At 70.2% G+C, this 12631-nt stretch carries 12 protein-coding genes and 1 tRNA gene; 2 read left to right on the top strand and 11 right to left on the bottom strand.

Annotation, left to right across the window (positions count from 1 at the left end):
• Window positions 1-94 precede the first annotated feature (94 nt).
• The 6 genes from rplA to ACLBXX_RS08470 all read right to left on the bottom strand — a co-directional run bounded on the left by rplA (window position 95) and on the right by ACLBXX_RS08470 (window position 3618).
• Entirely contained in the window at window positions 95-787 is a 693-nt protein-coding gene (gene rplA, locus ACLBXX_RS08445; RefSeq protein WP_310285150.1) for a 50S ribosomal protein L1, read from the bottom strand.
• A 14-nt stretch (window positions 788-801) separates the two neighbouring features.
• The gene (gene rplK / locus ACLBXX_RS08450) at window positions 802-1233 is read right to left on the bottom strand and encodes a 50S ribosomal protein L11 (protein WP_045247325.1); all 432 of its coding nucleotides are present in this window, start codon (window positions 1231-1233) and stop codon (window positions 802-804) included.
• 131 nt (window positions 1234-1364) lie between these two features.
• The gene (gene nusG, locus ACLBXX_RS08455) at window positions 1365-2486 is read right to left on the bottom strand and encodes a transcription termination/antitermination protein NusG (protein ID WP_387139169.1); all 1122 of its coding nucleotides are present in this window, start codon (window positions 2484-2486) and stop codon (window positions 1365-1367) included.
• Between the two features lie 83 nt (window positions 2487-2569).
• Complete coding sequence (secE, locus tag ACLBXX_RS08460; protein WP_045300625.1) at window positions 2570-2842, bottom strand: preprotein translocase subunit SecE; 273 nt, start codon at window positions 2840-2842, stop codon at window positions 2570-2572.
• A 90-nt stretch (window positions 2843-2932) separates the two neighbouring features.
• Window positions 2933-3005 (bottom strand) — tRNA-Trp (locus tag ACLBXX_RS08465).
• 175 nt (window positions 3006-3180) lie between these two features.
• On the bottom strand, window positions 3181-3618 hold the full coding sequence (locus ACLBXX_RS08470; RefSeq protein WP_375871002.1) for a pyridoxamine 5'-phosphate oxidase family protein: 438 nt from the start codon (window positions 3616-3618) through the stop codon (window positions 3181-3183).
• A gap of 64 nt (window positions 3619-3682) precedes the next feature.
• Between ACLBXX_RS08470 and ACLBXX_RS08475 the strand changes: the two genes are divergently transcribed.
• Window positions 3683-4306 carry a hypothetical protein gene (locus tag ACLBXX_RS08475; RefSeq protein WP_447657662.1) on the top strand — a complete coding sequence of 208 codons (624 nt, stop codon included), beginning with the start codon at window positions 3683-3685 and terminating at the stop codon, window positions 4304-4306.
• Between the two features lie 3 nt (window positions 4307-4309).
• Here ACLBXX_RS08475 and ACLBXX_RS08480 read toward each other — a convergent pair whose 3' ends face one another.
• From ACLBXX_RS08480 to gabT, 5 genes are all read right to left on the bottom strand, one after another.
• A complete protein-coding gene (locus tag ACLBXX_RS08480; protein ID WP_447657663.1) occupies window positions 4310-5671 on the bottom strand; it encodes an NAD-dependent succinate-semialdehyde dehydrogenase in 1362 nt (453 codons plus the stop codon).
• A gap of 30 nt (window positions 5672-5701) precedes the next feature.
• Window positions 5702-7279: an APC family permease gene (locus ACLBXX_RS08485; protein WP_447657664.1), complete on the bottom strand. Its 1578-nt coding sequence runs from the start codon at window positions 7277-7279 to the stop codon at window positions 5702-5704.
• Window positions 7279-8154: a universal stress protein gene (locus ACLBXX_RS08490; RefSeq protein ID WP_447657665.1), complete on the bottom strand. Its 876-nt coding sequence runs from the start codon at window positions 8152-8154 to the stop codon at window positions 7279-7281. Before ACLBXX_RS08490 ends, ACLBXX_RS08485 begins: the two co-directional genes overlap by 1 nt.
• Window positions 8151-9512, bottom strand: coding sequence for a flavin monoamine oxidase family protein (locus tag ACLBXX_RS08495; protein ID WP_447657666.1), 1362 nt, complete (start codon window positions 9510-9512; stop codon window positions 8151-8153). Before ACLBXX_RS08495 ends, ACLBXX_RS08490 begins: the two co-directional genes overlap by 4 nt.
• A 98-nt stretch (window positions 9513-9610) precedes the next feature.
• Entirely contained in the window at window positions 9611-10972 is a 1362-nt protein-coding gene (gene gabT / locus ACLBXX_RS08500) for a 4-aminobutyrate--2-oxoglutarate transaminase (protein ID WP_447657667.1), read from the bottom strand.
• Window positions 10973-11065: 93 nt separating this feature from the next.
• On the opposite strand from gabT, the gene ACLBXX_RS08505 reads away from it, so the two are divergent.
• Window positions 11066-12595, top strand: a complete 1530-nt coding sequence (locus ACLBXX_RS08505; protein WP_387139188.1) for a PucR family transcriptional regulator — start codon at window positions 11066-11068, stop codon at window positions 12593-12595.
• Window positions 12596-12631: the final 36 nt, after the last annotated feature.

Genomic DNA, 12631 nt, shown 5'->3' on the forward strand with positions numbered 1-12631 from the left:
GCTCCCGCGGCTCGGAGTTACGCGGGAACGACGAAGGCCCCACCCGGACGGGTGGGGCCTTCGGCGACTCTGGGTCGCTGAGCTTGTCGAAGCGTCAGACGATGCTGTTCACGTCCAGCGGGATGCCGGGGCCGAACGTGGTCGACACGGCGCCCTTCTGGATGTAACGGCCCTTCGAGCTCGACGGCTTGAGGCGGACGATCTCCTCGAGCGCGGCCTTCAGGTTCTCGTCCAGCTGCTCGGCCGAGAACGAGGCCTTGCCGACGACGAAGTGCACGTTGGCGTGCTTGTCGACGCGGAACTCGATCTTTCCGCCCTTGATCTCCTCGACGGCCTTGGCCGGGTTGGGGGTCACGGTGCCGGTCTTCGGGTTGGGCATGAGGCCGCGGGGGCCGAGCACCTTGCCGAGACGACCGACCTGGCCCATGAGCTCGGGCGTCGAAACGGCCGCGTCGAACGCGGTCCAGCCGCCGGCGACCTTCTCGATGAGCTCGGCGCCGCCGACCTCGTCCGCACCCGCGGCGATCGCGGCCTCAGCGGCCGGACCCGTCGCGAACACGATGACGCGGGCGGTCTTGCCGGTGCCGTGCGGGAGGATGACGGTGCCGCGCACCATCTGGTCGGCCTTGCGAGGGTCGACGGAGAGCTTGAGCGCGACCTCGACGGTCGAGTCGAACTTCGCCGAGCCGGTCTGCTTCGCGAGCGCGACGGCCTCGGTGGGGCTGTAGAACTTGTCCGCCTCGATCTTGGCGGCGGCGGCCCGGAAGGCCTTGGACTTGGTAGCCATGTTTCCTATCCCCCTCAGTCCTCGACCGTGATGCCCATGGAACGGGCGGTGCCGGCGATGATCTTCGAGGCGGCCTCGATGTCATTCGCGTTCAGGTCGGGCTGCTTCGTCTCTGCGATCTGGCGCACCTGCTCCTTGGTGAGCTTGGCGACCTTGACCGTGTGAGGGGTCTTGGAGCCCTTCTGGACGCCCGCAGCCTTCTTGATGAGCTCAGCGGCCGGCGGGGTCTTCAGGATGAACGTGAAGCTGCGGTCCTCGTAGACGGTGATCTCCACGGGGATGACGTTGCCGCGCTGCGACTCGGTCGCGGCGTTGTACGCCTTGCAGAACTCCATGATGTTGACGCCATGCTGACCGAGCGCGGGGCCGATCGGCGGCGCCGGGTTGGCTGCACCGGCGTTGATCTGAAGCTTGATCAGGCCGGTCACCTTCTTCTTCGGTGCCATTCTTCTTCCTTTCGTCGAACGACGGCTGCCGGAGCAACCGGTTCTCCCGCGAATCCGGCGGTTCCGGAACGCGGTGCCAGACGCGCACGCTCAAGGCGCGCGCAAACCTGCAGAGTCTACCAGGTGGTAGATCAGAGCTTGGTGACCTGGTCGAACGACAGCTCGACCGGGGTCTCGCGCTCGAAGAGCGAGACGAGGACCGTGAGCTTGCCGCTCTCGGGCTTGATCTCGCTGATCGTGCCGGGCAGGCCCGCGAACGAGCCTTCCTTGATCGTGATGGTCTCGCCGACCTCGAAGTCGACCTCGGCGGGGATGACGCGGGCCGCGGCGGCGGCGCCCTTCTTGGCCGCACCGCCCTTGGCGCCGGCGACCTCCTTGACCTCGACGAGGCTCTTCAGCATGTTGAAGGCCTCTTCGAAGCGCAGCGGCGTCGGGTTGTGGGCGTTGCCGACGAAGCCGGTGACACCGGGCGTGTGGCGGACGACCGACCAGGTGTCCTCGTTGAGCTCCATGCGCACGAGCACGTAGCCGGGGATACGGACGCGCGTGACCATCTTGCGCTGACCGTTCTTGATCTCGACGACGTCCTCCATCGGGACCTCGATCTGGTAGATCTCCTCCTCGACCTCGAGCGTCGACTTGCGCTGCTCGATGTTGGCCTTCACCTTGCGCTCGAAGCCGGCGTAGGAGTGGATGACGTACCACTTGCCCGGGAGGGTGCGCAGGTCTGCGCGGAACGCCTCGAAGGGGTCCTCGTCGTCGTCCTCGTCGTCGCTCTCGGGGGCCTCTGCGGCGTCGGCCGGCGAGACGGATGCCTCGACGTCGTCGACGACGGCGGCTGCGGCGTCCACCTCTGCGACGAAGTCCTCGTCGAGCTCGGGCTCGTCCTCATCGCCGTTCACGTCGGGACCGTCGTAGGGGGTCACCTCGTCGGCGGCCTCGGCCTCGCGCTCGGCGACCTCCTCCGCGATGGAGTCGTTGATGACCTCGGCCGCGGCCTCGGTCTCTGCGGTCTCGTCCAGGTTGAGAGCGTCGTTCACGATGGCGTCCGCCTCCGGGTCGTCGATGTCGATGTCGTCCAGGTCGGCGTCGTCCTCATCGGAGTCGTCGACGATGTGGATCGCGACGTGCTCGGCGGCCTCCACCGACCGCTCCTCCGCGGCGAGGACGTTGCCCTCCTGAGCTTCGTCGTCCTCCGACGACTGCTCCGCGGCCGTCGCCCAATCGGCGTCGTCGACATATCTTTCAGTCACGTGAGTTCTCTTCCGTTCCGTCCGCTGCCGGACCTGCGGTCCGCCCGTGTCATGCCTCCGCTGCGAGCCGGAGGCGCTCGGGATCAGGCGCCGGGCACTCCGAAGACGTACGACGTGATCCACACGAACAGCACGTCCAGGCCGTAGACGAGCGCCATCATCACGACGACGAAGCCCAGCACCACCGCCGTGTACTTCAGCAGCTCCTGGCGCGTCGGCGTGACGACCTTGCGAAGCTCGGCGAAGACCTGACGGACGAACAGGGCGATACGAGCGAAGACGTTGGGCTTCTTCTCGCGAGGCGCGGCCGTTCCCTCTGCGGGGACGACTTCGCCCTTCGGCTCGTCCTGAACCATCGATGCCACCTGATTACCTTCCGTGAGCCGACACGGATCGGCACACTGTGTTGTCAACCACCAGCATGTCACCGGCGTTGCGCTGACGCGCAGGGCGGACAGGAATCGAACCTGCAACCTGCGGTTTTGGAGACCGCTGCTCTGCCAATTGAGCTACCGCCCTAGAGACCCGGAGGTCTCGCGGAGCCCGCACTCTTCCCCTCTCACCGCGGCTTGAGGATCCGTACCCGAGGACCGGGCACAGCGAAAGAATGCAGACTTCGACTGCACGATCCAGTGTACGGCATGCCCGCGGGCCCCGCGAACCGAGGCGGCTCCGCACACGCGCGCACACGGGATCAGTACTGCTGCACGCCGTACCGGTCGGGCTCGGCCGAGCGCTCGAAGGCGCGCCCCGACAGCGACGTCGCCTCGACCCGCACATAGGTGTACTTGAGCGTCGGGATCCAGGGCCGAAGGCCCAGGCCGTCGGCGCGCTCCACGTCCGCGGAGCGGTCCAGCGGATGCGCGCGACCGCGCAGGATCACACTCCACGCGTCGGTGTCGGTGTGGTCGTCGACCTCGAAGAGCACCTCGTCGTTGACCGTGAGCTCGAACAGCTTGCTCCCCTGCGCGGTGCGGAAGAGCACGCTCTCGCCGTCGACGACGTAGTTCACGGGGAAGATGTCGAGCACGTCGCCGACATGCGTGACGAGGCGGCCGAGCTCCTGCGTGCGCAGGCGCTCCCAGCACTCTTCATCGGACAGGGAGACGACGGGGTCCGGTGTGTCTGCCATGACTCCATCCTCGCGCTCGCGCTCCGTCCGCGACACCCCCGGATGACGGCATTACGATTCCGGCATGACCCTTGCGCAGACCCGGCTCGACGAGCTGTGGGACTTCTCCGACGCGGCCGGCTCCGAGGCCCGCCTGCGCGGGGCGGCGGCAGTCGAGACGGATGCTGCCGCCCGCGCCGAGATCGAGACGCAGGTCGCGCGGGCTCTGGGCCTGCAGGAGCGGTTCGACGAGGCCGACGCGGTGCTCGACGCCGTCGCGATCGAGGATGCCGCCGTCGCGGCGCGAGCCGCGCTGGAGCGCGGCCGCGTGCGGAACTCCGGGGGCGATCCCGAAGCGGCGCTCCCGTACTTCCTCGCTGCCGTGGATGCGGCGTCCGGAGCCGGACTGACATTCCTGCAGGTCGACGCGCTGCACATGCTCGCCATCGCAGAGCCGGACCAGGCCGAGGAGTGGACCTCCGCGGCCCTCGGCGCGCTCGAGGGCGCAACGGACCCCCGCACGCTCCGCTGGAACGTCTCGCTGCACAACAACGCCGGCTGGCGGCTCTTCGACGCCGGCCGCGTCGAGGGCGCGATCACGGAGTTCGAGGCGGCGCGGGATGCTGCGACCCGCTGGGGCACGCCGCAGCAGGTCCAGTGGGCCGACGAAGCCCTCGCCGAGGCCCGTGAGGCGCTCGGCGAGGGGTGATCGTCAGGCGCCGACGCGGATCAGCTTCTTGTTGACGAACTCGTCGGCGGCCAGAAGTCCCATCTCGCGCGAGGTGCCGGAGCGCTTCACGCCGCCGAAGGGCAGCCCGGGCTCGTCGGCGAGGACCACGTTGACGTAGACCATGCCGGCGTCGATCTTGTCGGCGACGCGCTTCGCCTGCTCCTCGTCGGTGGTGAACACGTACGAGCCGAGGCCGTAGCTGGTGTCGTTGGCGAGAGCGACCGCGGCGTCCTCGTCGGCGACCTTGTAGACGACGCCCACGGGGCCGAAGAACTCCTCGCGGTAGGCGTCCATGTCGCTCGTGACGTCGGTGAGGACGGTTCCCGGGTAGAAGGCGCCGTCGCGCTGTCCGCCGGCGACCAGCGTCGCGCCCTGCGCGACGGCCTTGTCGACCTGCTCCGCGAGGCGCTCCGCCGCGGTGAGCGACGACAGCGGGCCGAGGACGGTGTCGTCGGCGAACGGGTCGCCGACCTTCGCGCCCGACATCGCGGCGGTGAACTTCTCGAGGAACGCGTCGTACAGGCCGTCGACCACGATGAAGCGCTTGGCGGCGTTGCACGACTGCCCGGTGTTGTCGAGGCGCGCGGCGACCGCGGCCTCCACGGCCCCGTCGAGGTCGTCGGTCGAGAGCAGGATGAACGGGTCGGACCCGCCGAGCTCGAGCGCCACCTTCTTGAGGTTGCGGCCCGCGATCTCGGCGACCGCGGCGCCTGCGCGCTCCGAGCCGGTCACCGAGACGCCCTGCACGCGGCGGTCGGCGATGATCGTCGCCGCCTGGTCGTTCGTCGCGTAGACGTTCGTGTAGACGCCCTCGAGGCCGGCGTCCGCGTAGATCGCCGCGATGGCGGCTGCCGACTCCGGGCACTGCGGGGCGTGCTTGAGGAGGATGGTGTTGCCGACCACGATGTTGGGCGCCGCGAAGCGGGCGACCTGGTAGTACGGGAAGTTCCACGGCATGATGCCCAGCAGCACGCCCAGGGGCGAGCGGCGGATGACCGCCGTGCCGTCGCCGTCGATGTCGATCGGCTGGTCGCCGGTGATCTTCTCGGCGTGGTCGGCGTAGTACTCGGTGATGTCGGCGGCGAAGTCGACCTCGCCGAGCGCGGCCTCGAGCGGCTTGCCCATCTCGCGCACGATGATCGCGGCGAGATCATCGCGGCGCTCGCGATGCAGCTCCGCGACCTTGCGGATGGCCGCAGCGCGCTCGGCGACCGGCCGGTCGCGCCAGGTGCGGTACGCAGCATCCGCTCCCGCGAGCGCGGCCTCGAGGGCCTCGTCGGTGATGGTCGGATACGTGGCCAGGGTCTCGCCCGTGGCCGGGTTGACGACGGCGTAGTCGGTCATGCTTACTCTCCGATCGGGATGGTTGGGGGGTCAGTCTGCCTGCCGGCGGCGGGCGCGACGAAGGCTTTCGGGAGCGTCGATACTGAGTGTCTCACCGCGGAAGAACGCCGGACGCTTGATCGCCTGCCAGATCATGATCACGACGCCCGCGAGGATGACGACGACGCCCAGCACGAACACGAGGCCCAGGCCTCCGATGCTCGACCCGCTGCCGTAGGCCGGGTCCATCGAGTCGATGAGCGTCGTGACGAACAGCACCGCGAGGATCGCGCCGCCGACGAGCGGGAACAGGAACGTGAAGAAGAAGCTGCGCACCGAGTCGAACCACTGCTTGCGGAAGTACCAGACGCACGCGAACGCGGTGAGGCCGTAGTAGAAGCAGATCATCATGCCGAGCGACAGGATCGTGTCGGTGAGGACGTTCTCGCTGATCACGCGCATGACGGCGTAGAACACGGACGCGACGATCGCGGACACCACGGTGGCGTAGCCGGGCGTGAAGAACCGCGGGCTCACGCGGGCGAACTTCGCCGGCAGGGCGCCGTAGTGCCCCATCGCGAGGAGGGTGCGGGCAGGTCCCACCGCGGTCGACTGCAGCGACGCGGCCGAGCTCGACAGCACCGCGAGCGACACCAGGAACGCGAGCGGGCCGAGGATGGGGTCCGACAGCGCGAAGAACACGTTCGCCGAGATGTCCTCGTTCGCCAGCCCCAGCGGACCGTCGCCGACGCCCGCGAACATGATCAGGCCGATCGAGAGCAGGAGGTACAGCGAGACGACGATCACGACGGTGAGCATGGCCGCGCGGCCCGGCGTCTTGGCCGGGTTCTTGGTCTCCTCGTTCATGGTGAGGACGACGTCCCAGCCCCAGAAGATGAAGATCGACAGCGACAGCCCCGCGGCGAACGCGCTGAACGTCGGCACCTCGAACGGGTTGAACCACGACCACGAGAACGCCGTCGGGTCGGGGGCGTCGCCCGACACCGCCTTGACGATGGCCACGACGGCGAAGAGCAGGAGCACGGCGACCTGGAACGTCACCAGGATGTACTGGAACTTCTGCGTGGTCTGCATGTCGCGGTACGAGATGAGCGTCGCACCCAGCATGAACAGCAGGCACACGACCACGTTGATGAACGGGTTGAACGCGAGCTCCGCGATCTCGGGGTTGTTGCTCAGCTGCGAGATCAGGAGGAACAGGAACTCCACCGCGATGCCGGCGAGGTTCGAGAGCACGATGACGGTGGCGGCGACGAGGCCCCAGCCGGTCATCCAGCCGATCCACGGGCCGAAGGCCCGCACGCCCCACGTGAACGAGGTGCCCGAGTCGGGCATCGCACGGTTGAGCTCGCGGTAGCCGAACGCCGTCAGCAGCATCGGGATGAAGCCGACGAGGATGATCGCGGGCACCTGGGTGCCGACCACCGACACGGTCGGCCCGAGCGACGCGGTGAGCGTGTAGGCCGGGGCGATGGTCGAGACGCCGATGACGACGGCGCCGAGGACGCCGACGGCGCCGGCGCTCAGGCCCTTCTTGGACAGCTCACCGGCGTGCGTGCCGGTCGACGGGGCCAGCGGCGCTGCGCCGCGGCTTTCGGAAGCGCTCATCAGCGTGCGCCTTTCTTGCCGCGCGTGCGGGGCACCACGACCATGGGTACGGGAAGCTCGTGCAGCATCTTCGCCGCCGTCGAGCCGAGGAAGAGGCGCCGGCGCCGGGCCAGCCGGCTCGAACCGACCACCGCGAGCTCGCCGGGCTCCCAGCTCAGGTGCGAGACGGCGTCCTCGACGCTGTCGCCGAGACCGACGACCGCGTCGGTCTCGATGTCCTTCGGGAGGGCGGCCCGCACGTGCACGAAGACGTCGTCCGCGTGCCGGGCGCCGAACTCCATCGCCTCGAGGCTCGGCGGCATGTCCACCGCGGCGAGCGAGAGCAGCCGCAGGCCCGCCCCGGTCGCGGCGGCGAGGGCGACGCTCTCCTCCAGCAGGACGTCGGCGCCGGGACGCGTGCCGATCGCGGCGGTGATCCGCGTGATGCCCGTCGACGGCTCGAGACGTCGCGAGCCCTCCGGGGCCAGCACGACCGGCACGTCCGACGAGTGCAGCAGTTCGTTGGCGACGGTGCCGAGACGGTGGCGCCCACGGAGTCCGCCGTTGGCGGCGCCGACGACGATGTGCGAGGCGGAGAACTCGTGCGCTGCGGCGATCAGGCCCTCCGCGAAGGAGTCGCCGAACCGCACGTGCGACGCGTGGGTCACCGCATCCGGAATCTTCGCGGCCGCCTCGGCGAGCCAGGCCTCGGCCTGCGTCACGAGGAAGCGGTCGTAGCCCGCGTCGGGCGGGGTGATGACGCTGCGGTCCTCGGCGGGGAGCACCAGCACGAGGTCGAGCGGCGCGTCCATCGCCGCGGCCAGACGTGCGCCGAGGGCGACGGCGTCGGCGCCGGCATCCGTCGCGGTGTACCCGACGACGATGCGGTCGCTCATCGCCGTGCCGCTTCGACGATGTTCGAAGCGACGAGGCGGCCCATGCGGATCGCGCCGTCGACGTGCTGATACCCGGCGCCGGCCATGTCGCTGCAGGCGAAGTGGATCGGGCCGACGGCAGTGCGGAGGTCCGCGCCGTAGCGGGCGAGGCCGCCCAGGTCGAAGCTCGCGGCGTACGCGCCGCGGGTCCACTCCTCGGCGCCCCAGTCGCTCTCGAAGTAGACGAGCGGGGTCTTGGCCTCGGGGCCGTAGTAGTGCGACAGCGACTCGAGGATGCGCGCCTTGCGCTCCTCCGCCGACACGCGGAACAGGTCGTCGGCGTTGCGGTCCGACACGAAGCCGACCAGGGTGCCGCGCTCGTCGTCGTGGTTGGTGTTGTCGTATGCCTCGTGCGAGATCTCGTACGGGCTGAAGGCGGTGCCCGACAGGCCCTGCTCGCGCCAGAACGGGCGGTCGTAGACCGCGTGGACCTTGATGACGAAGCCCATCGAGATGTGCTGGTGCATCTGCTGTTTGAGGCGCGGCAGCGGCGGCGCGAACTCGATCCACGGGTAGAGGATCGGCGCGTGCGCGAGGATCACGAAGCGGGCGCGCACCTCGAGGCCGTTGTCGGTGACGACGCGCACGCCGTCCTCCGACCAGTGCACCTCGGTCACCGGCTGCCCCAGGATGACGTCGTCGCCCAGCCGCTCGGCGAGGAGCAGGGGAACCTGCTGCAGGCCGCCGACGACGCGCTCATCGAGGATGAAGTCCGCGTCGACCAGGTGCGAGAAGCTGCCGGCGCTGGCCGCCATGAGGAGGGCCTGGAGCGCCGAGAACGCGTAGGCGGGCTTGGTGAGCATCGCACCCGCGATGAAGAGGGCGATGTTGTCGCGCGCCTCCTGGTCGTCGGTCTGCTCCTCGAGCCACGCCTCGAACGAGATGCGGTCGAGCGCCTCGGCGTCGGGGTGCTCCCACGGCTTGTCGGGGTCGACCTGCGCGACGAGGCCGTCGAGCACCTCGATGAGGCGCACGATCTCCTTCTCGGTCTCCGGAGCGACGGGGAAGATCTCGCCCGTGAAGCGGGTGAGCTCGCCGTCCTGGCCGATGTAGACCGAGTCGCCCTCGCGGTAGCGGCTGTACGTCTCGAGCCCCAGCTCCGCGATGGTCTCCTTGAGCGCGTCCTGGTCGGGCGACACCCACTGCCCGCCGATCTCGAGCATCGCGCCGTCGACGACGTCGGTCCACAGGCGCCCGCCGACGCGGTCGCGCGCCTCGAGCACGACGACCGAGAGGCCCGCCTTCTTCAGTTCGTTGGCAGCGGTCGTGCCGGCGGCGCCGGCGCCGACGATGACGACGTCACGGGTCAGCTCGGTCATTCGGACTCCTTCGTCAGGCGAGGTTGCGTTGGTCTTCTGTGAAGTGCGGGAGACGGATGCTGCGACCGCCGCGCGTGCGGCGGTCGCAGCATCCCTGATCAAGAAGCCGCGAGTGCTGCGGCGACGACGTCCATGCCCTCGTGGAGCAGGTCGTCGGTGATCGACAGCGGCGGGAGGAAGCGGATCACGTTCCCGTACGTGCCGCAGGTGAGCACGATGACGCCCTGTGCGATGGACGCCTTCGCGACCGCGGCGGTGAGCGCTGCGTCCGGCTCGCCCGTCGCGGGGTCCACGAACTCGGCGGCGATCATGGCGCCATGGCCGCGCACGTCGCCGACGCGGGGGTCGGCGGCCTGCAGGTCCTTGAGGCGGCCCTTCAGAAGGGTCTCGATCTCGCGGGCGCGCTCGAGCATGCCGTCGTTCTCGAACACGTCGATGGCGGCGAGCGCCGCGGCGCAGGCGATCGGGTTGCCGCCGTAGGTGCCGCCGAGGCCGCCCGCGTGCGAGGCGTCCATGATCTCGGCCCGGCCCGTCACGGCCGCCAAGGGCAGGCCCCCCGCGATGCCCTTGGCGGTCGTGATCAGGTCCGGCACGACGCCGAACAGGTCGCTCGCGAACATCTCCCCCGTGCGGGCGAAGCCGGTCTGGATCTCGTCGGCGATGAACACCACGTCGTTGGCGCGGCACCACTCGACGAGGGCGGGCAGGAAGCCGTCGGCGGGGACGATGAAGCCGCCCTCGCCCTGGATCGGCTCGATGATGATCGCGGCGAGGTTGTCGGCGCCGACCTGCTTCTCGATCATCGAGATGGCCTTCTTGGCCGCGAGGCCGCCGTCGAGCCCGTCGCGGTACGGGTACGACAGCGGGGCGCGGTAGATCTCCGACGCGAACGGCCCGAAGCCGCTCTTGTAGGGCATCGACTTCGCGGTGAGCGCCATCGTGAGGTTGGTGCGGCCGTGGTAGCCGTGGTCGAACGCGACGACGGCCTGCTTGCCGGTGTACTTGCGGGCGATCTTGACCGCGTTCTCCACCGCCTCGGCGCCCGAGTTGAACAGGGCGCTCTTCTTGGCGTGGTCGCCCGGCGTGATGCGGTTGAGGGCCTCGGCGACCGAGACGTACGAGTCGTACGGCGCGATCATGAAGCACGTGTGGGTGAACTGGGCCACCTGCGCCTGCACGGCCGCGACGACCTTGGGGTGCGCGTTGCCGATCGTCGTGACCGCGATGCCCGAGCCCAGGTCGATGAGCGAGTTGCCGTCGGCGTCGACGACGACGCCTCCGCCGGCCGCGACGGCCTGCACGGGCGCGGTGTGGCCGACACCGGCGGCGACGGCGTCGGCCTTGCGGTCGAGGAGCTCCTGCGAGCGGGGACCGGGGATGCTGGTGACCAGGCGGCGCTCCTGCGGAAGGGTCGGACCGCCGAGGGGCGTTTCAGTGAGGGTGTCGGCTGCGCTGCTCATGCTGGGGAGCGTATTTCGTCGCCGGGAACGCCCGCACCCGCCCCCGTGTACATTCTGTCCGGCCCGCTGTACGGGCCGTACACTCGGAGCATCATGGACGCCGACGCCCCCACTCTTCGCGCCCTCCTCGCCCGACGTGATCTGAAGCTCGCGCTCGCCGGCGACGACCTCGGTCCGCAGGCATTGGACCGCGGCATCCGCTGGGTCCACAGCTCGGATCTCGCCGACCCGACGCCGTTCCTCTCCGAGGGCCTGGTGCTGCTCACCACGGGCACGCAGTTCCCGCAGGGCGACGACGCCGACGCGGCGGCGGTCTACCGCTCGTACGTCCATCGCCTCGCGACCCGGGGCGTCGTGGGCCTCGGCTTCGGCACCGAGGTCGTCCGCGCCGGGATCCCGCCCGCCCTCGTCGACGCCTGCCGCGACGAGCGGATGCCCCTGTTCGAGGTGCCGTACCGCACGCCCTTCATCGCGGTGGCCCGGGCCAACGCCGAGGCGATCGCCGCCGAAGCGTACGCGCGGCGTAGCTGGGCGCTCGCCGCGCAGCGCGCGATCGCGCTGGCCGCCCTGCGGCCCGACGGGCTCGGCGCCACCGTCGCGGAGCTCGCCAAGCAGCTCGACACCTGGGTCGGCATGTTCGACGCGGCGGGCGAACTCTCCCGTGAGCACCCCGTCGGCGGGCTCGACGGCGAGACGGCCGCGGCGCTCCAGCGCGAGGTGACCGGCGTGCTGCACCGCGGTGCGCGGGCGGGCTCGTCGCTGCACATCGGCGAGACGCCGTTCTCGCTGCAGACCCTCGGCCGCGGCGGCCACCTGCGCGGCGTCATCGCGATCGCCGCCGGAGACCTCGACCAGGAGGGCCGCGTCGTCGTCACCGCCGTGATCGCGATGGCAGGTCTTGCGCTCGAGCAGCAGCAGGGGCTCGGCCGCGCACGCAACGCGCTGCGCGCCGGCCTCGTGCAGTCGCTGCTCACGGGGGACCCCGCCCTCGCCCGCCGCACCTCGCGCGAGCTGTGGGGACCGCTTCCCTCCGCCCCCGTCGTCGTGGGGGTGACGGATGCCGCGGCCGCACGTGTCGACGGCATCGCCGAGCTGCTCGAGCTCTGGGCCGACGAGCGCCGCGGCGCGCTGTTCTTCGGTCGCGGCGAGGACGGCCTCGTGCTGGTCGTGCCCCAGGGCGACCGCTCCAGCGTCGATGAGCTCGTCGCCCGCTTCGAGGTGCGCGTCGGGCTGTCGGACCCGACCGGCTACGACGGTTTCGCCGCCGCGCTCGGGCAGGCCCGCGTCGCGCGGGACCGCGGCATCCGTCCGGTGACGGAGTTCGCCGAGGTCGCCCGCGCCGGCGTCCTCTCGGCGCTCACGGACGAGGCCCGCGCGTTGGCGCGAGCGGAGCTCGCACCGCTGTACGACCACGACGCCGCGCAGGGCACGCACCTCGTCGACACGCTGAAGGTGTGGCTCGACGAGGACTGCTCGCACGAGGCCACCGCGCAGGCGCTCGGCGTGCACCGCCACACCGTGCGCACGCGCCTCGCCCTCATCGAGCGCGTGCTCAGCCGCGATCTCTCGTCGTTCGCGACCCGCGCCGAGCTGTGGGCGGCGCTGCGCGCCCTGGCCTCCTGAGAACCCCACCCCCTGCCGTTCGTTCGCCACAGAGGT

Source organism: Microbacterium sp. C23T (genome assembly GCF_053345975.1).